This window comes from Salinactinospora qingdaonensis (assembly GCF_039539445.1).
In the GTDB taxonomy this organism is placed as follows: Bacteria; Actinomycetota; Actinomycetes; order Streptosporangiales; family Streptosporangiaceae; genus Salinactinospora; species Salinactinospora qingdaonensis.
Genome location: NZ_BAABDD010000011.1, coordinates 68,075 through 87,814 on the forward strand (window position 1 = coordinate 68,075; position 19,740 = coordinate 87,814).

17 protein-coding genes are annotated in these 19,740 nt (G+C 66.4%); 12 read left to right on the plus strand and 5 right to left on the minus strand.

Annotated features, from left to right (window positions below; all coding sequences use genetic code 11):
• Window positions 1-94 precede the first annotated feature (94 nt).
• The 3 genes from ABD848_RS13595 (at window position 95) to ABD848_RS13605 (ending at window position 2,694) form a co-directional block, all read left to right on the plus strand.
• Window positions 95-1,285, plus strand: coding sequence for an MFS transporter (locus tag ABD848_RS13595; RefSeq protein WP_344971671.1), 1,191 nt, complete (start codon window positions 95-97; stop codon window positions 1,283-1,285).
• Between the two features lie 387 nt (window positions 1,286-1,672).
• Window positions 1,673-2,377 carry an AzlC family ABC transporter permease gene (locus ABD848_RS13600; protein WP_344971673.1) on the plus strand — a complete coding sequence of 235 codons (705 nt, stop codon included), beginning with the start codon at window positions 1,673-1,675 and terminating at the stop codon, window positions 2,375-2,377.
• The gene (locus tag ABD848_RS13605; RefSeq protein WP_344971675.1) at window positions 2,374-2,694 is read left to right on the plus strand and encodes a branched-chain amino acid transporter permease; all 321 of its coding nucleotides are present in this window, start codon (window positions 2,374-2,376) and stop codon (window positions 2,692-2,694) included. The genes ABD848_RS13600 and ABD848_RS13605 overlap by 4 nt, the downstream gene beginning before the upstream one ends.
• On the opposite strand, the gene ABD848_RS13610 is transcribed toward ABD848_RS13605, so the two are convergent.
• On the minus strand, window positions 2,691-4,097 hold the full coding sequence (locus ABD848_RS13610) for an aminotransferase-like domain-containing protein (RefSeq protein WP_344971677.1): 1,407 nt from the start codon (window positions 4,095-4,097) through the stop codon (window positions 2,691-2,693). The genes ABD848_RS13605 and ABD848_RS13610 overlap by 4 nt on opposite strands.
• 184 nt (window positions 4,098-4,281) lie before the next feature.
• Between ABD848_RS13610 and ABD848_RS13615 the strand changes: the two genes are divergently transcribed.
• The 4 genes from ABD848_RS13615 to ABD848_RS13630 all read left to right on the plus strand — a co-directional run bounded on the left by ABD848_RS13615 (window position 4,282) and on the right by ABD848_RS13630 (window position 10,908).
• Entirely contained in the window at window positions 4,282-5,241 is a 960-nt protein-coding gene (locus ABD848_RS13615; RefSeq protein WP_344971679.1) for an SGNH/GDSL hydrolase family protein, read from the plus strand.
• Window positions 5,242-5,567: 326 nt separating this feature from the next.
• Entirely contained in the window at window positions 5,568-7,538 is a 1,971-nt protein-coding gene (locus ABD848_RS13620) for an iron-containing redox enzyme family protein (protein WP_344971681.1), read from the plus strand.
• Window positions 7,539-7,561: 23 nt separating this feature from the next.
• Window positions 7,562-9,385, plus strand: a complete 1,824-nt coding sequence (locus ABD848_RS13625; RefSeq protein ID WP_344971683.1) for a carbamoyltransferase family protein — start codon at window positions 7,562-7,564, stop codon at window positions 9,383-9,385.
• A gap of 164 nt (window positions 9,386-9,549) precedes the next feature.
• The gene (locus tag ABD848_RS13630; RefSeq protein ID WP_344971685.1) at window positions 9,550-10,908 is read left to right on the plus strand and encodes an aspartate aminotransferase family protein; all 1,359 of its coding nucleotides are present in this window, start codon (window positions 9,550-9,552) and stop codon (window positions 10,906-10,908) included.
• Between the two features lie 269 nt (window positions 10,909-11,177).
• Here the strand turns inward: ABD848_RS13630 and ABD848_RS13635 are convergent, their stop codons facing one another.
• Window positions 11,178-11,846: an esterase/lipase family protein gene (locus ABD848_RS13635; protein WP_344971688.1), complete on the minus strand. Its 669-nt coding sequence runs from the start codon at window positions 11,844-11,846 to the stop codon at window positions 11,178-11,180.
• 1,135 nt (window positions 11,847-12,981) lie between these two features.
• On the opposite strand from ABD848_RS13635, the gene ABD848_RS13640 reads away from it, so the two are divergent.
• The 3 genes from ABD848_RS13640 to ABD848_RS13650 all read left to right on the plus strand — a co-directional run bounded on the left by ABD848_RS13640 (window position 12,982) and on the right by ABD848_RS13650 (window position 15,122).
• Window positions 12,982-13,107, plus strand: a complete 126-nt coding sequence (locus tag ABD848_RS13640) for a hypothetical protein (protein WP_344971689.1) — start codon at window positions 12,982-12,984, stop codon at window positions 13,105-13,107.
• Window positions 13,108-13,298: 191 nt separating this feature from the next.
• Window positions 13,299-14,105 (plus strand): SDR family NAD(P)-dependent oxidoreductase, encoded by an 807-nt coding sequence (locus tag ABD848_RS13645; RefSeq protein ID WP_344971692.1) that lies wholly within the window; start codon window positions 13,299-13,301, stop codon window positions 14,103-14,105.
• A 312-nt stretch (window positions 14,106-14,417) separates the two neighbouring features.
• Complete coding sequence (locus tag ABD848_RS13650; RefSeq protein WP_344971695.1) at window positions 14,418-15,122, plus strand: SDR family NAD(P)-dependent oxidoreductase; 705 nt, start codon at window positions 14,418-14,420, stop codon at window positions 15,120-15,122.
• 162 nt (window positions 15,123-15,284) lie between these two features.
• Here ABD848_RS13650 and ABD848_RS13655 read toward each other — a convergent pair whose 3' ends face one another.
• Entirely contained in the window at window positions 15,285-15,776 is a 492-nt protein-coding gene (locus tag ABD848_RS13655; protein WP_344971697.1) for a 3'-5' exonuclease family protein, read from the minus strand.
• Window positions 15,777-16,777: 1,001 nt separating this feature from the next.
• Between ABD848_RS13655 and ABD848_RS13660 the strand changes: the two genes are divergently transcribed.
• Together ABD848_RS13660 and ABD848_RS13665 are read left to right on the plus strand one after the other, a co-directional pair.
• A complete protein-coding gene (locus ABD848_RS13660; RefSeq protein WP_344971699.1) occupies window positions 16,778-17,155 on the plus strand; it encodes a DUF1330 domain-containing protein in 378 nt (125 codons plus the stop codon).
• A 378-nt stretch (window positions 17,156-17,533) separates the two neighbouring features.
• Window positions 17,534-17,965 (plus strand): DUF2267 domain-containing protein, encoded by a 432-nt coding sequence (locus ABD848_RS13665; RefSeq protein ID WP_344971701.1) that lies wholly within the window; start codon window positions 17,534-17,536, stop codon window positions 17,963-17,965.
• A gap of 88 nt (window positions 17,966-18,053) precedes the next feature.
• Here ABD848_RS13665 and ABD848_RS13670 read toward each other — a convergent pair whose 3' ends face one another.
• Together ABD848_RS13670 and ABD848_RS13675 are read right to left on the minus strand one after the other, a co-directional pair.
• Entirely contained in the window at window positions 18,054-18,599 is a 546-nt protein-coding gene (locus ABD848_RS13670; protein ID WP_344971703.1) for an ATP-binding protein, read from the minus strand.
• A 107-nt stretch (window positions 18,600-18,706) separates the two neighbouring features.
• Entirely contained in the window at window positions 18,707-19,663 is a 957-nt protein-coding gene (locus ABD848_RS13675) for a helix-turn-helix domain-containing protein (protein WP_344971706.1), read from the minus strand.
• Window positions 19,664-19,740 lie beyond the last annotated feature (77 nt).

A 19,740-nucleotide genomic window follows, 5' to 3' on the forward strand; every position in this document is an offset into this window, starting at 1 on the left:
CACACACAAATACCTGCGCTTGCAAATAATACGCTTCTGCATATATTTTTTACGCTTACAACCAGCGTGCACAACTTCTATGTTGGGACCCCCTATGCCACTTGCACTGTGGGCACTGGCGATCGGAGCCTTCGGGATCGGGACCACCGAGTTCGTCGTCGCCGGCGTCCTACCCGGCGTCATCGACGAGTTCGGTGTTTCGGTATCGACCGGTGGCTACATGGCCACCGGCTACGCCACCGGCGTATTCATCGGAGCCCCGCTGACCACCGCCCTCGGCACCCGCGTCGAACGCAAGCACATGCTCGCCGCCCTGATGGGCCTATTCATCCTCGGCAACATCACCACCGCCCTCGCGCCCGCCTTCGGCGTGGTGCTGGTAGGACGGGTAGTGGCCTCCCTGACCCACGGCGCCTTCTTCGGCATCGGGTCCGTGGTCGCCGCCGAACTCGTCGGCCCGAAGAAGGGCGCCAGCGCCATCGCGTTCATGTTCAGTGGGTTGACGCTAGCCAACGTCGTGGGCGTGCCCGCTGGGACGCTGTTGAGCCAGCACACCGACTGGCGCACGACTTTCGGCGCCATCGCCCTGCTGGGGGTGATCGGCCTGCTCGGCGTCCTCGCCCTCGTCCCCCGCGGTTCCCGCCCCGAGGGGGCACGCCTGCGTCCCGAGGTGGCGGCGCTGCGCAACCCGCAGGTGCTGCTGGCGATGGGGATGACCGTGCTCGGCTTCGGCGGCGTCTTCGTCTCCATCACCTACGTGGCCCCCATGCTCACCGACGTCGCCGGCTTCAGTGAGTCCGGTGTGACCTGGGTGCTCGTGCTGTTCGGCCTGGGGATGGTGGTAGGCAACTCCCTGGGCGGGCGCTTCGCCGACAAGGCCCTGATGCCGATGCTCTACGTCGCGCTGGTATCGCTGTCACTGGTGCTGCTGGTGTTCACCTGGGGCGCCCACAGCACGATCGTCGCCCCGATCTGTGTCTTCCTGGTCGGCGGTTTCGGGTTCGCGACCGTGCCGCCGCTACAGAAGCGGGTCATGGACAAGGCGTCGGCGGCCCCGACGCTGGCCTCAGCGATCAACATCGGCTTCTTCAACCTCGGCAACGCCATCGGCGCGTGGCTCGGCGGGCTGGCCATCGCTTTCGGATTCGGTCTGACCTCCCCCAACTGGGTGGGCGCGCTGCTGCCGGTGGGAGCGCTGGGGCTGGCCGCGCTGTCGGCGGCGCTGGACCGCCGCGACGCCCGCCGCGTCGAACGCGCCGCCACGATCTCGACCTCTCGTGGCTGACCCCGGGTCATCCCACGGGGTCAAGCGGACGAACGTAGGTGCCAAAGAATGACTGACGTCGGAGCCGACTCCTGCGCACCGGCAACCGCCTGCTACGTCTAGCTGTCACGAGAGGTTCGTCGAAGGCTTCGACGGGGGTGCGCTAGTCCCGCGGGGCCAGTCGATGCCCACAGCGGGAAAAGGTGTCCGACGGTGGCCACATCGGCCTCGCAGGCGCGACGGAACTCGTCGGTGCCGGTAGCGACGGCGCGCTCGGGAGGCTCCGGGGAACTCAAGGGGCTTGAACAACCCCACTGGATTTGTCTTCCAATACCAGTCTAGGGTTGTGGACACATGCCGCAGTGCAACTGTACGGCTACCTCATGCCCCAAGTACCCAGGGAGAGGGATGACCACGACCAAACAAGCGCGGGAGGCCGTGCGGCTCACCGCCCCGGTCGCGATGGCCTATGTTCCGTTGGGCCTGGCCTTCGGCGTCTTGGTGGTGAAGAGCGGGATCGCCTGGTACTGGGCCCCGTTGTCGGCTGTACTGATCTTCGCCGGCTCGATCGAGTTCCTGACGGTCAGCCTCATCGCGGGAGGCGTGCCTTTCGTGCAAGTGGCCGCCACCGCCTTTGTCGTCAACTTCCGGCATATCTTTTACGGCTTGACGTTTCCGCTGGAAAGGATTCGCGACCGCCTGGCCAAGATCTATGGCGTGTGGGCGCTGACAGACGAGACGTATGCCATCACATCCGCCGGCGAAGGAGCGGCGCTGAACGGATTCCAGATCACGGTCCTGCAACTCGTCAGCCATTTCTGGTGGGCCGGTGCCGCGTTCACGGGGGCGCTCGTCGGCTCGATCATCCCCGGTTACATCGTCGGATTCGGATTCGCCCTGACGGCGATGTTCGTGACCCTGCTGGTCGATTCGCTCCGCAACAATCCCTCGGCTTTTCAGATCGCAGCCGCACTCAGCAGCGTCCTCGTGGCGGTGATCGCCGACGCGTTCTTCCCCAACTGGTTCCTGATCTCGGGACTCGCGGCCTACCTGGTGCTCATGACGGGACGCTATTTCATGACCTCCACCAACCGCCGTAAGGAGCTGGTATGAATCAGCAGGCCCTGATGGTGATCTTGACCATCAGCGCGGTCACGATGGCCCTGCGCGTCGTGCCCTTCGTCGCTCTCGACGTCCTCCGCGAAAACCTCTACCTGCGTTACCTCGGCCGAGTCATGCCGGTGGGGGTCATGACCCTGCTCGTGGCCTACTCCCTCCGCGAGACCGACTTCCTCACCTTTCCCTACGGCATTCCCGAGATCGGCATCGCGGTCGCCTCCGGTCTGCTTTACTGGAAGACCAAGGCTTCCCTGTTGTCGATCGGGACCGGCCTCATCGCCTATGTGCTGCTTGCTTCCTTCGTGCTCTAGGAAAGACGGGCGTAGACCTCTCCTAGGCGGCTTATACCCTCGCTCAGCACCTCTGGAGGCTGGACCAACGGAATGCGGAGGCAGTCGGAGAACGACTGGTCGAAACCGAAGTAGGACCCCGGCCGCACACGGACCCCCATTCCCTTGGCGGCCGCGCAGAGAGCGGGTGCCAAGGATTCGCCCAGCCGGACCCATAGTGTGAAACCGTCCCCTGGTGTGCATACAGCGTCAGGCAGGAAATCCGCCAGCGCCTGTACCGCCGCGGCTCGGCTCCGTCGCAACTGAGCCGATCGGATCTCCCGCACCTTCTCCATATTCGTGAAAACCTGTATCGCGGTTAGTTGGTCCATAATCGAGCAGCTCGTCTCGTCGCTCGACTGCGACATGGTGAGCGAGGCGATCACTTCCGGACAAGCTCGAACCCAACCAACCCGAAGCCCCGGCCAGTAGATCTTCGACAGTGATCCGATGGTGATCCCAAGGCGGTGATTGCGCAGGTATGACGCCAACGGGCGCGGACGAGGACGATCCGGGTAGGAGGTCAGTTCCGTCGTCGTCTCGTCGATGAGCAGTACCGTTTCCTGGGCCTCGGCTGCCGAGGCCAGGCTCTGCCGAGCTTCGTCGCTCATCACCAGCCCTGTCGGGTTGTGCCCATCGGGAATCGTGTAGTGGCAGGTCGGTCGGACGAGCTCGTAACGGGCCGTGATGTCCTCGCTGTTCCAGCCCACGCCTTCCCGCCGCGGGTCGATCGGCATGGACACGGGCACACGTCCCGTGCGGGTCACCAGGTTGGTCGCTTGAGGGTAGGTGGGTTGTTCGACGAGCACCGAATCGCCACGGCGGCTCTCGACCTCCAAAACCCTGCGTAGTGCGTCCTGAGCACCGGCGGTGACGAGGATCTGCTCTTCCTGGGTCGGCAGCCCCCTGTCGGTGAAGCGCTGTGCCACTAGCCGCCGAAGCTCCGAGAGTCCGTAAGCGGGCAGGGAGGTCCGACTGAAGAAAGCCGGCAGCATGCCCGCGGCTTTGCGGTAGAGCGACTCCAGGAGTTCGCTGTGCGGCATCGGGGCGCCGGTCGCCAGGTCGATCGTCTCGTCCTCTTGGGGCAGCGGCATGAAATCCGCCATGCCCCCACGCGGAATTTGCAGCACCGCGCGTCGCCCTTGAGATGTGGTGATGAGGCCGGATGCCCGCAGTTCGCGATAGGCCGCCGACGCGGTCGTGCGGCTGATGCCGAGCGCTTCTGCGGACGCTCGCTCGCTGGGCAGTTGAGCGCCGATGGGCAGTTGGCCCGATAGCACCAGGGATCTAATGCCGTTCGCTATCGCCAAGTAGGCGGGAAGGTCCTCCGCTGGGCGAACGTCTTGAATCAGGCTCTTCAATGACTCAACCGAAATTCGGCTCATATATCCAGTTTAGCAAACTGGACCCGTTGACCTTATCCATTCGTATGACTACTCTTCTTCAGAGTCGTAAATATACTTTTCACTCGCAATATCACTCCCAACGACACCCCCACTGAGCTCAGAATCAGAGCGGGAGCGTTTTTCCATGCCTCGCACCCCACGTCGCGATGCTTTACTGCAACACATGCCCTCTTATGACGAGGCATTCTCCGACTCCGGAGAGATCAATTGGACCCCCTACACCATCTTTTTCCACCCTCGCAATTACTCGTCTCCCGTCGTCAACACGGACCGCTTGGGATTCCGTCTTTCGACAGATGCGGGGGGACGGCGGGTGTCCCTGGCAGAGTACGCGGGTCCGGAACCGGTGAATATCATGGCCGGCAGTTCCACGACGTTTGGCATAGGAGCCAGCAGCGACGCCACCACCCTGGCTTCACTTCTCTCTGAGGCGGGGCCGACATGGCTGAACTTCGGCGGCCGGAGCTTCAACGCCATCCAGGAATACCTGCTGCTGGCGCTCCACCAGCATCTTCTTCCCCCCGTCGGGGAGATCGTCCTGCTGTCCGGCTTCAACAATCTCGGACTCGCGCGCCAGCCAGTGTCGACCTTGGGCGAGCACGGCACCTTCTTCATGCACGGTCGCTATGAGCGCCTGCGCGAGCAGCCGACGAAACTCAGCTCGATTCTCCGTGGATCTTCACGAGCAGATCACGGCGAACCGGATACGGCGAGGCTCCCACTCGACGAACAGATCGAGTTCGCCATCACGACGACCGCCCGGGCCTTGGAGCTGTGGTCCATTCTGGCCCGGCACCTGGGGGCGCGACTCACCTACGTACTTCAACCTCTCGCCAACTGGGTCCGTGAGAATCCGTGCCCGGAAGAGGCCGAGATCTTCGCGGAACTGGACGAGGTCGGTGGATTCACCGAAATGTATGGTGAAATCCTGGCTGCGGAGGTGCACACCCGATACTCCCGCGGCCTGGAGCAGGTAACCAACGACTTGGGCATCCGGTATGTGGACAGCGTGCCGCTCTTCGCCGAATCGTTGAAGCCCGAAGACTGGGCCTATGTGGACCGGATTCACTTCACCGACGAGGGTCACCGCACGTTCACCGATCTACTGACCTCCGTGATCTGACACCTCCGAATGCAAGGGACACCACATGAAAAGCTTGATCCGCCACATCCTGAGTATCTTCAAGAAGAAAAAGAAGAAGAATCGAAAGAACGATCCCTCGATCTATCCGATGTTCTGACCTGAGCGGTATCGGAGAAATGTGGAAACAGGTATTCAGAAAAGCACTCGACCCAGAAAAACCGTGGTCCGTCGAAGAACTCCATGAGCTCCTGGGCGAGGTGGACCGCCTAACCGGAGCGCAGGAGGCGGGGGCCGCCTGCCCCGACGCTGACACGAGGACTCCCTCCCCCGTGTTCATACGCTCGGTGCTCCGCGGGACGCAGCCCATGGCGGCCGCCCTGGGCGCCACGCTGCACTCGCTCACGTCACCGAGCGTCTTCGAGGATGACCAACACCTCGTGCTGCTTGCCGTCTACTCCCACGACATCGGTGTCGGCGCACCGCATGCCGCGCGATTCGACGCCTTCCAGCGGACCCTCGCGACACACGGCCTCACCGAGGACGCGACCACACGCGCCAAACTGAGCGACCTCAGCGGACTCGCCGACGAGGTCTTCGTCGCCCCGGCGGTTATCTTGGCGCTGAGCCGCAGACCCGACTGCTATCTAGCGGAGCTGCTGGGCGCCGACCTGCATCTGCGCCGCACCGGGCTCCTCGCGCCGTGGTCCCGACTGGCCCGCTGCGGCGTCCAGGGAGAATGGTCCCGGCTCGACCTGGGCGCCTCGTATGATGCAACCGAGCCGCGGCTCCACCAGCGCGTCAGCGAGGTGATCAGCGCCGCCCCGATCGACATGGAACGTGTGCGGTGGGGTGAGGAACTGATGCGGGCGCTCCTGCGGCACTGGGAGCACGCCGTCTGGCGCAACGCCTCCAACGACGACGATCCACACGCCGCGATGCTGAGCCTGATGCGCCAACGGGCACGCGAGGCCTCCGTCTACCACCAGCAGTCCCGACTCGCCGGCCGCACCATCCAGGAGTGGTTCGCAGAAGCTCGGGAGGACCCGAGCGGACTCGTGGCCGCGCTGGCCGAGTCACGGTATGTGAAACCGGGCGCCCCCGACGAGAGCCGGCTCCTCACAAAGCTCACCGACTTCGGCGGTCCTATGTTCCGCATCTTCTCCCCGGAGGATCGCGACGTCATCTCTCGCTGGATCGCCTCTCTCGCCGAGCCCGACCGGCAAAGCGCAGACGAGGCTCCCGGCTCATCGGCACCGCAGGAGTCGTCACCGGCGGCCCCGCGCTTCGGCGCCCACCGTTGCCGCCACGTCTCCACGGCAGACGAGCCTCCCTCGAACATCCGCGAAGCTTACGTGGCGCTCCAGGGGCGCCACTGTGCCCCACGTGTCCGCCGGTTCGCCGACGACTACATCGACTACTGGCTCGACCTGGCGCGGAACAGCCTTGACCGGCACCCTTTCCCGCTCCCCGCCCAACCGCCGGCGCCCGGCGGGCTCAGGGAGTGGCTGCTGCGCGCGCATGAGCAGCACGCCGAGGAGATCGATCTGGAGTCCGCACGAAGCGAGCTTCCCTCCCGTGAGGAACTCATCGAGTCCACCGTCCAACTGGCACCGCTCACCCTCATCGACGGGAGTTGGCTCCTCGGCTTCACCGATGTGACCCTCGCATCCTCGCGCATCGGCTTCTCGCTGTTCGAAACCTACTGGGATGAACTGGGCAATGGGGATATCACAATCAACCACCCGAAGCTGTACCGCGATGTTTTGCACGGGATGGGGGTGACCCTGCCCCCGACCGCGAGCCCGGAGTTCGCCCGTTCCGAACTGCTGAACGATTCGTCTTTCGAGCTTCCGGTGTACTGGCTGGCGATCGGACACGTCCCCAATAGCCGGCAGCCGGAAGTGTTGGGCCTCAACCTCGCGATGGAGCTTTCCGGCGTGGGGGGCTCCTACCGGACCGCCCGAGAGGCGCTGAAGGCCTATGGCTTCCCCACGGTGTTCGTGGACATCCACAACACCATCGACAACGTGTCAACCGGCCATTCGGCGTGGGCGGCGGACGCCATCGAGTCGTTCATGGACGCCGCGGCGACGATGGGAACCGACGACACGGCGTTGGCGGCTCTGTGGGAGCGCATCCGCGTGGGATTCGCCTCGCTCGCCCCACGCCGCGACAAGCCGGGATTCTTCGAGGAGTCGGGAGTGGGCAAGGCGCTCCGGCGGTTACGCGCCGCCCGGGCCACCGACAACCGCTCCATATCCCAAAACGCCCGTGCAACCCACAACGAGGAGCTGAACGGACCCTGGCGGCAGCAGACTCCCGCACCCGCCCATTAGCCATAACCGAAAAGGAGGAAGCAGTGGGCAATGCCTATCTGGGCATAGCGAGTTTCTACCATGACAGCGCTGCCACCCTCGTGGTCGACGGCGTTGTCCGCGCCGCCGCCCAGGAAGAGCGATTCACGCGCCGCCGCCACGACCCGTCTTTTCCCAAGAACGCCGTCGCCTACTGTCTCTCGTCGGCCGGCCTGAAGCTGGGCGACCTTGAGGCCGTCGTCTACTACGAAGACCCGGAACTGAAATACGACCGCGTGCGGTCGAACTTCCGCTCCGCCGGCCCGCGAGCTTTCAAGGCGTTCGTCAACGCGATGCCCGAGTGGGACTCGTGGAAGCGGAACGTACTCGCCACGGTCCGCCACGAGTTATCGGAACTCTTCCCCGGCCAGTCCTGCGAGATAAGGCACTCCACCCACCACCGCTCGCACGCCGCGTCCGCGTTCTTTCCGTCGCCCTACGAAAAGGCGGCCGTTCTCACCATCGACGGCGTCGGGGAGTGGGAGACGACCTCCATATGGCGCGGCGACGGAACGGCTCTCGAACAGATCGCAGCGATCCACTACCCGCACTCCCTCGGTTTCCTGTACTCGGCGTTCACCCAGTACTGCGGGTTCAAGGTCGACTCGGGCGAGTACAAGCTCATGGGCCTGGCCCCCTACGGCCGGCCCCGATACGCCGACCTCGTCCGCGACGAGCTCATCGACCTCAAGGTGGACGGCTCCTTCGAGCTCAACACGTGGTACTTCGACTATCAGCACGGGCAGCGGATGGTGGGACGCACCTTCGAGCGTCTCTTCGGGCGGCGCTGCCGCACCGAGAGCGAGGACATCGAGCAGTTCCACTGCGACATGGCAGCCTCGGTGCAGCAGGTCACTGAGGAAGCCGTGCTCGGCCTTGCGCGGCACGCGCAGGAGGTCACCGGGCTCGATCATCTGGTGATGGCCGGCGGTGTGGCTCTCAACTGCGTCGCCAACGGGGTCCTGGATCGCACAGAGATGTTTCGCGAGCTGTGGATCCAGCCCGCCGCGGGCGATGCCGGCTGCTCGCTGGGAGCCGCCATGGACGCCTCGGTGCGGGACATGGGCAAGCGCCCCCACCTCTTTACCGCCGGTAACGACGGCATGCACGGATCTCTCCTGGGGCCCGAATACGCCCCCGAAGAGATCCGACGTCGCCTCGACGCCTTCGGTGCTGTCTACGAGGACCACGGTGAGGACGTCTGGGAGGCCACCGCGGCGCGCCTTGCCGAGGGAGACGTCGTGGGCTGGTTCCAGGACCGCATGGAGTTCGGGCCGCGTGCCTTGGGAAACCGCTCCATCCTGGGAGATCCCCGCGACACGGCCATGCAGCGCACCATGAACCTGAAGATCAAGTACCGGGAGTCGTTTCGCCCGTTCGCGCCCGCGGTGTTGGACGAGTACGCTGACGAGTTCTTCCTGCGGCGGAGCCCGAGCCCTTACATGCTTGTGGTCTCCGACGTCGTACCGCACCTGCGCCGAGAGACCGCGGGCGGGCTGGGATCGATCAACGATGTCCGTAGCACCGTGCCGGCCGTGACCCACGTCGACTACTCCGCACGGGTGCAGACGGTCACATCGACCAGCAACCCGTCGTTTCACAAGCTGCTTTCCCGGTTCGCGGCTCGCACGGGGTGCCCGGTGCTGGTGAACACGTCGTTCAATGTTCGAGGCGAGCCCATCGTCATGACGCCCGAGCACGCCTACACCTGCTTTATGCGCACCGAAATGGACACGCTCGCCATTGGACCTTTCCTGCTGCGAAAACAGGACCAGCCTGAGTTCAGGGATTCGCAGGAGGACTGGAGGTCCGAGATCCCGCTGGACTAGGAGCCCGCGATGCAGACGATGAAGTACAGTGCCCGGTTCGTTGTGGGCTACCTGCCGCCGTGGCTGTTGGCGGTGCTTCACCCCAGTTCTTGGCGGCGCCGAGACATGCGTCGGCGTCGTAGCAGCATGTGGACCACGCCCGCTCGTCGGACGGAGAAGTGACTGTGGCAACACCGACCCCGCTCATCAGCAAGAGTCTGCATGTCCCGCCGATCGAGATCGTCGACGGTCAGGGATTGACACTGGTCTCGCGCGACGGCGACCGCTACCTGGACTCTTGCGGCGGCGTGGCCGTATCGGCCCTGGGACACCGCCATCCTCGCATCGTCGAAGCCATGGAAGCCTCGACCCGGGACGTCACCTGGGTCCACGCCGGCAGCTTCACGACCCGGGCCGTCCAGGACCTCGCCGCGTACCTGACGGATCGCAGTGCGGGGCTCGACCACGTGTACTTCATGTCGGGCGGTTCCGAAATCATGGAGGTCGCGCTCAAGCTGGTGCTACAGCACCACATGGAGCGCGGGCAGGCGTCTCGCACCGTCTTCGTCTCACGACGCCAGAGCTATCACGGCAGTACTCTGGCGACGCTCTCCCTGTCGGGGAACACCCAGCGTCGCGCCTGCTTCGATCCGGCGCTCACGACACCCGTGGAATTCGTCAGCCCCTGCTACAGCTTCCGCGAGAAACGGCAGGGCGAGACCGACTCCGGCTATGTGGCGCGACTCGCCGGAGAGCTCGACGAGACCATCACGCGGGTCGGAAGCCGGCGCGTGGCGGCCTTCGTCATGGAGACGGTGGTCGGCTCCACCTCAGGAGCCGTTCCCCCCGTCCCCGGGTACCTCGCTGCCATGAAGGAGGTGTGCAGCAAGCACGGAGTCCTGCTGCTTCTCGACGAGATCATGTGCGGGCTGGGTCGGACCGGACGCTACTTCGCCTTCCACGACGACGACGTCGAGCCCGACATCGTCACGGTGGGTAAGGGACTCGGCGCCGGCTACGCGCCGATGTCGGCCCTGCTCGCCACTGAAGAGGTCATGCGTCCGCTTCGCGAGGGGTCGGGCGTCCTCGAAAACGGGCAGACCCACGTCAACAACCCCCACGGCGCAGCCGTGGCTCTCGCCGTCCAGAAGGCGGTCTGTGAAGAGGGCGTTCTCGAGAACTCGGTCGGTGTGGCACGGTACCTGAGATCCCTTCTGGAGGAAGTGAAGACCCAGACGCCGGTAGTGGGCGACGTGCGCGGCCGTGGCATGTTCCTCGGCCTGGAGTTCGTCGATCCGGAGGACGGTCGATCCCCGCTTCCTCACGCGAAACGGTTCTCCCAGCTCCTCAAATCGTCGGGACTGGCGAACGGCGTGCTGCTGTATCCCGGTCACGGAACCGTGGACGGCACTGCGGGAGCCCACCTGCTCCTGGCACCTCCGCTGGTGACCACCGACGCCGAGGCCGCCACGATGGTCGAGCGGGTCCAGGCGTCGATCACGGCCGCCTTCGAGGCGTGGCGCCAGGAGCTTTCTCCCGTGTAGCGCTGGGCCGGCCGGTTCCGCGGTTCGCCCAGGAAAAACCGGATGCCCCACCGCCCTGTCTCCAAGGCACTCGATAGGCGGGCTACCGCTTCCGGCGCGGGCGGTGGCCCGCCGCAGCTTCCCGGCACCCGCTGGGCGGGAACCGTGCCCCGGAACCGCTGGCGACGCCGTCCACACGGTGACTCCCCGTCTGGGGCAGGCAGCGGCCCAGCCGAGCGGAAGGAGCTGCGCTCGACCGGGCCGGGGCTTGAGCGGCTGCGGGAGCCGGCTCAGCTCAGGATGTCGCGGACCTCCGCTGATACCCCGTCGTCGTTGAGGAAGGAGATGTGGCCCACGCAGCCGGCGTAGCGGTTGTCGGCCCCGGAGAGGGTGACGTTGGAGCTGGGGCGGACGATGAAGTCACACAACGACCGGAAGGTCGTGTACGTGACGTCGCCGGGGGTGGGGTCACCGGAGTTGAGCTGGGACAGAAACGAAGAGCCGACGACGACCTCCTGGCACGACGGCTCGGTCTGCACACACGGCAGTTCCACGATGGAGCCCTCGTTGGGGCCGGCCAGCGAGATCCAGTTGTCGACGTGGTCTTGGCCACCGAGGAACTTCACGTACCAGCGAGAGGACAGCGAGCCCATGGAGTGGGCGACAATGTCGACCTTGTCGTGGGCCGGGTCGGCGAGGACGGCGTCGACCTCGTCGGCGATCAGCTCGGCGGTCTCCACGTTGGAGGCGTTGTAGTCGTAGGTGATCGGGTGCAGGTCTTGGGCCTGCCACCCGTCGGCGATGAAGTCGGAAATCATCGAATCCCAGTTGCCGGCGTCTCCGCTGTAGCCGTGCACGAAGAGAACGGGGTCGCGTTCCTGAGCGTGCGCAGTCGTCGGCACCAGGGCCATGGCGAGCAACGTCAGCGCGGCCGCCACAGGCGTGAGAACAAGTCGCATTACGCGCTCTCCTTTCGGGTCGACCTCCGAGTATCAAGAACCCTTACAATGCCGCACATCGGTCGAAACACCGGTTGGGTGACTATTTTTCTCTCCGGCCACCTGGGCTCTGCTCGTGCCGAGGCGACTGGAGGCGACAGCGCCGATCGTGACCGCGTGAACAGGGGCGGGTCCCACATGTCGGGACACTCGAGGGAATCGACGGGACCGTCCCACGTCCGTCGCACACGCACCCGCACCACCTGCGGCAAGGCGCACACCCCTGGACGGGTCCACTGTCGGTGCAGGCGCGCGGCTGGCAGCTCGACGACGAAGGGTCCGACGAGGACGTCGCGCGGCTGAGCGCCCGCGCCGTCGACGGTGCCGAGTCGCAGATCGACGTGGCCTACGACGCTGCCCCATCGACAAGTCCGACGACGCCGCATCCGCCCGTGCGCTCTGGCGACGGCCACTGGTGTGGTCCGTGGTGGCGCTGTTCTTTCTCAACGGTTCGGGCCATGCCGCGTTGGCGTCCCGGCTGCCTGAGTTGCAGCCGGTGCTGGGCCTGTCGGGGCCGCGGCTAGAAGCTGGCACGCAGCGGGTCCGTGGTGGGCGTCACTGCCACCATGCTGGTGGCACCACAGATCGTCGGGCGCTACCGCGCCCGACGGGTGGCTCCCATCGCCGCGGGGCTCTAGGCGTGCAGCGTCTGTCTGGCGGTCGCCGGGGGCGGGGCGCCTCCTTTGTGGGGTGGCTGATCGCCGCCGGTGCGCTCAACGCACTCGTCGACCTCGGGCAGAACGTCCTGGTGGTGCGGCTGGAGAGGAGTGGGATGTGCATGCTCGCCCGGACACGCCCCAACAGCCTGCTGTCACCCCTGGAGGGCTTGCCGGCCGTGGGGCACCGCCGGGACCGGGTTCAGTCTGCTCACCACCGGCCGATTCCCGCCGGTGTACGGTTTCACAGTTCTGGCTGTCGTGGGCGTGCTGGTGGCGGTCCTCGCCTTCGCGGTCTTGCGCAGCCTTGACGCGGTAGACGAGAACGCCGACCCCCGGCCACGACCGCCACCGCGCGCGACGAGCACGACAGAGCCGCATCGGAGGGGCGGTGCGCCCGAGCGCCGGCTGCACGGGATCACCGATGAGCATGTCCCCTGGTGGCGCTCATCCGCGACGGCGACGCCGAGTCCCGCCAGGCGGCCCTGTACGAGCACATCGTGCTCGCCGCGGAAAAGCGGCCCGACAACGGCGGCCCCGACGAGGCGGCGCAAAGACAGCGGTGACAACCGGGGGAAGCCCCGGGGTGACGGCCCCGGAGCCGGCGTCTCCTCTTCTGCCCCCTCTCTAGGCAGATACGTGGGCCGCGCGGTGCAACCCTTTCGCCGGTCACGGTGTTCCTTTCGGGGAAAGCGGAACACACCGCTCGCCCCGCCCTACGTGAGCGGGCAAGCCCCCGAAACCGCGAAGGAACTCCATGGACCTGCAACTTTCCGGCCGTGTCGCCCTCGTTACCGGCGCTTCCAAAGGCATCGGGCTGGCCGTCGCCGCCACCCTGCTCGACGAAGGCGCCAAGGTCGTGGCGGTCTCGCGCTCCAGCAGCCCCGAACTCGACAAGCTCGCCGGAGCGGGGCTGGTTCACCTGCCGGCCGACCTGACAGCGGCCGAAGCGCCCGCCCAGGTGGTGAACCAGGCCGTCGAGATCTTCGGTGGGCTCGACATCCTCGTCAACAACGCGGGCGGCCCGCCCCCCGGTGTCGTATTGCCGCGCCAGTCGTTCCTGGACGCCACCGACGAGGAGTGGCGCGCCATGTTCGAGTTCAACCTGTTCTCGGCCGCGCGCGCCATCCGTGCCGCCATCCCGCACCTGCGCAAGCGCGGCGGCGGGGCGATCATCAACGTCTCCTCGGTCAACGCTCGCCAGCCCTCCCCCATCAACGTCGACTACGGGGCGGCCAAGGCCGGGATGAGCAACCTCACCAAGGAACTCTCCAGCGAATTCGGCCCGGAGGGCATCCGGGTGAACACGGTCTCGCCGGGGCCGGTGCGCACGCCGTGGTGGACCGACGAGGGCGGGGTCGCCGACATGATCGCCGCCCAAGCCGGAACCGATCGCGACAGCGTGCTGAACACCGTCGTACCGGAGATGATGAACCTGACCACCGGCCGACTCGTCGAGGCCCAAGAGGTCGCCGACGCGGTCGCGCTGCTCGCTTCGCCGCGCTCGGCCGCCACGACCGGCGCGGACCTCGCCGTCGACGCCGGCTTCCTCAAGGAGATCTAGGTTCTGTTTTTTGAAAAGGGCGGCGAGGGCCGGCGGCGGGCGCGGGCGGGTGAGCGCGCCCGCTGTCGCCCACGCGGGCTGCCGAGATCGCGCAGCGATCGAAGCACGAGCCGACGACGAACACCCTCCACAGCCCACACTCCAGCCGTTGGAAAAACAACAACCTAACTCGGCCGCGGCACCGGCGGGGCACGGCCTTCCCGGTTTCCCTGCCCGTTTTCGCCACGGTTACCGGTCGGTGCGGCTCGTAAGCGTGGGCCACCGCGCCACGTGAGCAAGGTTGGTGTCACTGCCGGTGGGCAGAGGGTCTCCATGGAGATTGCAGGAACCCGAGTCCTGGTCACAGGTGCCACCGGGGTGTTGGGCTCCGGGCTGGTCGACGCGCTGTGGCAGGCGAAGGCGAACGTGGCCCTGGCGGGGCGCGACCGGCAGCGGCTGACGCGGGCGAGCGCCCATTATGGCGACGCCCCCACGCTGCAATTCGACGCGATGGACCTGGAACGCTGCTCTGAGCTCGCGGCGGAAGCCGCGGGGACACTCGGTGGGCTGGACGCCGTCGTGGTTGCGCACGGAATAGCCGCGTTCGGCGCTGCCACCGACGAGGATGACGCCGACAACGAACAACTGATGCTGGTGAACGCGCTGTCGCCAATGGCGGTGCTGCGCGGAGCCGTCCCACACGTGGGGCCCGGGGGAACGCTGGCCGCGATCAGCGCTGTGCTGGTCGACACCCCCACCGCGGGGATGGCCGCCTATTCGGCGAGCAAGGCCGCGCTGTCCGCATGGCTCAGCGCCCTGCGTGGGGAACTGCGGCGCCGCAAGGTCTCCGTGCTCGACATCCGCGCGCCGCACATGGCCACCGGCCTGGTGGAGCGCCCGATCGCCGGCTCGCCGCCGCGGGTGCTCCCCCGCCCCTTCGACCAGCACGAGTTCTTCGCCACGGTACTCAAGGCGCTCGGAGACCGAACCGCCGTACTGCACTACGACGCCAAGGAGCGCAGCCTCCAGCCCGCGTAACGGCCTTTTCCGCCTCGGCTATCGCCGAAACGGGGCGTGTCGCTACGTGCCGGTGCGCGCCGAAACGTCGGCTCGCCGGCCGATGAGGGGCGCCGGTGGCTGCGGCCTCGGCCTCGCCGAGCATGCGCCCCGGCTCGCTGCGCACGGTCTGCTCGCAACGAGCTACCTTTCACCTTTCTGGATACGCTCGAACGCTTCGACGTTTCCCATAGCGTCGTTGACCGGATTGTGGTCGTGAACGGTCTCCCGAAGCCGTTTCCATGCCTGGGTGTTGTCCCAACTTCCGGTAAGGCCGGCGTAGTAGTCGCTGATCCGCCGTCCGGAGTGGCCGAAGGGGTTGCCCATACCGGCCCGGTCGAACATGGCCGCGACCCATTGCCAGTCGTAAGCGACGTTGTCACTCACGAAGGAAGGACGGTTTCTACCGCAGACCTGCCGTAGCCACTCGGCGAATGCGGCGGCGACCTCCTGATCGCTCGCCACTCGCTCGCCGACAACGGGGATCGCTGGATTCGCCGGATCGGGGCTGCCTTTGAAAAGGCGCCCGTGGAACGTTGTGCGGGTCGTGTAGTGGACCGCACCGAACTCGGTGAGTGTGCCGTTGACCGGGCTTGTGCCGCGGGCTTCGCAGTCCACGAACACGAGATTGTTCATTGATGCTCCCTGTGGCCTCGGTGGTGTGCGGAGGTGGCCGGTCGGGTGATCTCGAATTGCCGCTTGCCGAGCCCGGAGGAGCGAGCCAAGCACTCCTTGTTGTCAGGGGGGTTTCTATAGGGGTTGTCAAGCAGGGTGGGAAGGCGGCACCGTTCGCTCGTGCCTCGATCGCTGCGCGATCTCGGCAGCCTGCGGGGCGCGGTAGCTAAGGTGGCCTCAAAAGCCGCAGGCGGCACTGGGGTGAGGGAGATGCAGGCGGCCACGGAGTGAAAGAACGCCGTTATAGCTCGGGACACAGTCACGGTCGGCCCTCCCCTGCGACGGCGTCAGTTACGGCGCCCACCCTGGACACAGCCGCGAGGCGAAGGGAAGAGCGACCTTAACGACGCCAAGCCATTGTCACTCACCCTGGACACAGCCCCCTAGCTGCCGAGATCGCGAAGCGATCGAGGCACGAGCGGCGGAAAACTCACACGCTGTCGGTGCTGTCGGTCTGGGGTGACCGGTGGTCAAGAAAGGCAGCGAGAACGACCGGCGGGCGGGAGTCGCTGCTGTCGCCATAGCGATCCGCATCGAGTCGGACGGCTGGGCGGCGATCCCCTCCTCGGCTGCGGCAAGCGCGCTTTTGCTATCCAGTTTCCCAGAATTTTGCTGTAGGACAAAACGCTTTGAGCTCGCTCGGCTTGAGATTCCCAGGGCACGTGGGGTAACGCCTCGACCGGAGGTGACACTGGGGAAACGCCCCGGCGCTCCTTGCGGATCTCGAAGTCGTCCATCGCACCCCTTCAGGAGTGGGGTGTCGCAACGACCACTAGAACTCGAGCCCAGGAGGCAGGGCACAACGAACTCCACTTCGGGGCGTGAGCTGCGTACGGACACACCCAACACGGAGACCGACTAGACGGTATGCAAGAGTGGTGTGACACACCCCTACTTTCGCCGCCCCCGACACGGCTGGTGCCGGTCGCTTCGGGACGGCCGACGAGGACAAGGAGACAGCGATGGCAGTCGATCCCACAGGCTCCGCTCTCGCGCAACTGATGGCCGAGGACCCGGGCGGCCCCGTCGTTATGCTCAACCTGCTGCGCTTCGCCCCGGAGGGCCGCGCTTCCTACGAGGAGTACAGCCGCAAGGCGGGCAAATTTCTGAAGCGTTACGGAGCCGAACTGCTCTACGCCGGCGACGGCACCTCCCCCTTGGTCGCCGAAGAGAGACAAGCCTGGGACGCGGTGCTGCTGGTGCGCTACCCCAGCCGGGAGGCGTTCAGCCGCATGGTCGCCGACCCCGAGTACCGGGAGATCACCGAACTACGCACCCGGGGCCTGGAAGAGGCCGTGCTCCAGCCCACCGTGCCCTGGAGCTCTCGCGGCGGCTCCTAGGTTCTGTTTTTTGAAAAGGTCGGCGCGGGCGGGGGTGGGCGCACGCGGGTGAGCACGCCCGCTGTCGCCCCCGCGGGCTGCCGAGATCGCGCAGCGATCGAGGCACGAGCGAACGACGAACACCCCCACGCATCCCACACCCCGGCCGTTCGAACAACACCAACCTAGCCGACCTCTGGGCGGTGCTTCCGCCGTAACCACCCCTCCTTGCCCCTCCCAGCGGGTTCACCGGGACAACGGAGGCGCGTACTTCGTAGCCGTGTGGGCAGGGGCAACGGCAGAAAACGGTAAGGATAGCGCGAGGGCAGCACGCGCCCGGGGCGGTTGTGTGGACCGTTCCTGCCGTGGAGGTGCCGAGACTGCGTTGGAGGGGTGAAGGTGGCATTCACCGGTGTGGAGAATCTCGACCGCAGTATTCACAATTCCAACACGTGGCTTGCTGATGTCGCCAACGGGTTCGAGACGACGGATCGACAGTTCACCTACCGGGTGCTGCGGGCGTGGTTGCATACGCTGCGCGACCGGCTCAGTGTCGAGGCCGCCGCGCACTTGGCGGCGGGGTTCCCCGAACTGTTGCGCGGGGTGTTCTACGACGGGTGGAGCCCCAACAAAGTGCCCGAAAAGTACGACCGCGCCGAGTTCGTGGCCAGGTTCGCGCAAGAGGCCCGGATCGGAAACGGCGAAGCGTCGGAGAAGATCGCGGTGGTCTCAGGGGTGATCCGCGCCCGCCTGGGCAATGGCGCGTTCGATCACACCCTCGCCCAACTGCCCAACGAGCTTCGCCAGTTGGTCTCCCCAGAGTCGACGTAACCGTCCCGGCACACGCCACAACAGCCAGCGCCGCCGTGTCCCCGCCCATCGCCTATGACGCTACGGGCGCAGGGACACGGCGGGACGGTCACCGGGTGGCCTCCTGCGGGGTGGGCAGGGCGAACTCGGCCCACACGACGGTACCCAGACCGGCGCAGAAGGGGAAGGCGACCAGCGGGTGGCTGCCCCAGGCGGCGGCGAGGGTGTCGATGAGCAGCAGGCCGCGCCCGCGTTCGGCGTAGTCGCCCTCGTCCTGGGCTGCGGTGTGTTCGGCCGTGGACTCGCCGGGGCTGTCGGGGTAGGGCTCGGCGGCGCCGTCGTCGACGATGACCAGCCGCAGCCGCTGCGGCGTCGGCGCGGACAGCACGCGCAGCACCTCTCCCCCGGGCTCGCCGGAGCGGGTGTGTTCGACGGCGTTGGCGAAGGCTTCGCTGGCGCACAGCACGACCGTGTCGACCAGGTCGTCGGGCAGGCCGATCGGGTCGTCCTGTGTGCTGCGCAGCCGGGCCAGGTCGCTGCGCAGTTCGGCGCGCACGCGGGAGGTCTGGGCCAAGTCGCCGGGATAGACGCGCGGAGTAAGTTCACCCCGACGCACGGTTACCGGTCCGGTGCTGATGTAAGGCACAATGGACATGTCAGTTGCTCCGTTCCATTGGCTGGTTGACTGACCGCGCTCTGGGGGTGTTGTGGCACCCGCCAGAGCTTTTTCGTGCGCGGCCGTCACCCAGCGGGACGAGGGTCTTAGTCGGCGGCTGCGGGCGCCGGGCGCTGCCGGGTGTGCCGGCTGCTGTGCTGGGCGAGCGGGTCGCCGGGGTCGGGGGTGGTGCCGCTGGTGATGGCTTTACGCGGCTGGGCCTGTTCGATGGTCTCCTCCAGCAGCGTCAGGGAGGCGTCTGCGGGAAGGGCAGCGCCTTGCAGGGTGGCGTAGAGGTCGATGTAGCCCTTGATCTGAGTGGCGTCGGTGACCAGCGCGCCGGGGCCGCGCGGGTGCGGCGTGTAGGCCAGGGTGTGGCGCGGCGAGAAGTCCAGTGTCCAGAACGCGCCGCGCAGCCCGGGGTGGTGGGCCGTGCCGGAGGGGATGAGGTGGAGGGTGATGTAGGAGGCTTGGGCCAGCCGGTGCAGGTGGGCGAGCTGTTCGCGCATGACTTCGGGGGTGCCGACCCTGCGGTGCAGGACGGCCTCGTCCAGGATCAGGCAGTGGAACGGCGGCCCGGACCCGGTGGCCATGAGCGAGCGCAGCTTGGGCCGGTCGGCGACGTAGGAGGTGCACTCCATCGGACGCTCGACCCGGTTCAGCGCTTGATGGTATGCCTCGGTCTGGTACCAGTCGGGCAGCATCAGCGGCGAGAACGCGCGGATCTGGGACGCCTCCCGCTGCAACTGGTCCACACGTGAGCCGCTGCGGACGTGGTGGCTGATGTAGACCTGCGCCCAGGCGTCGGCGAGCACCCCTTCGGCGCCGAATTTGGCATCGAGGAGGTCGATCACCCGCCGCCCGGGATCGTCCTCGCCCGCCTCGATCTGGCCCATCGTGTACTCCCCGACATGCACCCACTCGGCCAGGTCGGCCAACGACAACCCGAGCTTCTTCCGGGCCGCTCGAATCCGCTCCCCGAGCCGGGACCAGTCCGCAGTGTGTGAAGCGGCCTCGTAGTTGTCGTTCCGCTGGTTTGCGTCGCGACGGCTATCGACACCCATCTCAAACCCCTTCCTGAAGTAGATCTAACGCTGCGCTTCGAGGCAAAAGCCCTCGGTAGCCAAGAACAAAGATAGAA

What these genes read in the sequence shown, in the direction of transcription:
- ABD848_RS13595 (WP_344971671.1), top strand. Translation starts at nt 95, where the DNA reads ATGCCACTTGCACTGTGGGCACTGGCGATCGGAGCCTTCGGGATCGGG.
- ABD848_RS13600 (WP_344971673.1), top strand. Translation starts at nt 1,673, where the DNA reads ATGACCACGACCAAACAAGCGCGGGAGGCCGTGCGGCTCACCGCCCCG.
- ABD848_RS13605 (WP_344971675.1), top strand. Translation starts at nt 2,374, where the DNA reads ATGAATCAGCAGGCCCTGATGGTGATCTTGACCATCAGCGCGGTCACG.
- ABD848_RS13610 (WP_344971677.1), bottom strand. Translation starts at nt 4,097, where the DNA reads ATGAGCCGAATTTCGGTTGAGTCATTGAAGAGCCTGATTCAAGACGTT.
- ABD848_RS13615 (WP_344971679.1), top strand. Translation starts at nt 4,282, where the DNA reads ATGCCCTCTTATGACGAGGCATTCTCCGACTCCGGAGAGATCAATTGG.
- ABD848_RS13620 (WP_344971681.1), top strand. Translation starts at nt 5,568, where the DNA reads ATGGCGGCCGCCCTGGGCGCCACGCTGCACTCGCTCACGTCACCGAGC.
- ABD848_RS13635 (WP_344971688.1), bottom strand. Translation starts at nt 11,846, where the DNA reads ATGCGACTTGTTCTCACGCCTGTGGCGGCCGCGCTGACGTTGCTCGCC.
- ABD848_RS13645 (WP_344971692.1), top strand. Translation starts at nt 13,299, where the DNA reads ATGGACCTGCAACTTTCCGGCCGTGTCGCCCTCGTTACCGGCGCTTCC.
- ABD848_RS13650 (WP_344971695.1), top strand. Translation starts at nt 14,418, where the DNA reads ATGGAGATTGCAGGAACCCGAGTCCTGGTCACAGGTGCCACCGGGGTG.
- ABD848_RS13655 (WP_344971697.1), bottom strand. Translation starts at nt 15,776, where the DNA reads ATGAACAATCTCGTGTTCGTGGACTGCGAAGCCCGCGGCACAAGCCCG.
- ABD848_RS13660 (WP_344971699.1), top strand. Translation starts at nt 16,778, where the DNA reads ATGGCAGTCGATCCCACAGGCTCCGCTCTCGCGCAACTGATGGCCGAG.
- ABD848_RS13670 (WP_344971703.1), bottom strand. Translation starts at nt 18,599, where the DNA reads ATGTCCATTGTGCCTTACATCAGCACCGGACCGGTAACCGTGCGTCGG.
- ABD848_RS13675 (WP_344971706.1), bottom strand. Translation starts at nt 19,663, where the DNA reads ATGGGTGTCGATAGCCGTCGCGACGCAAACCAGCGGAACGACAACTAC.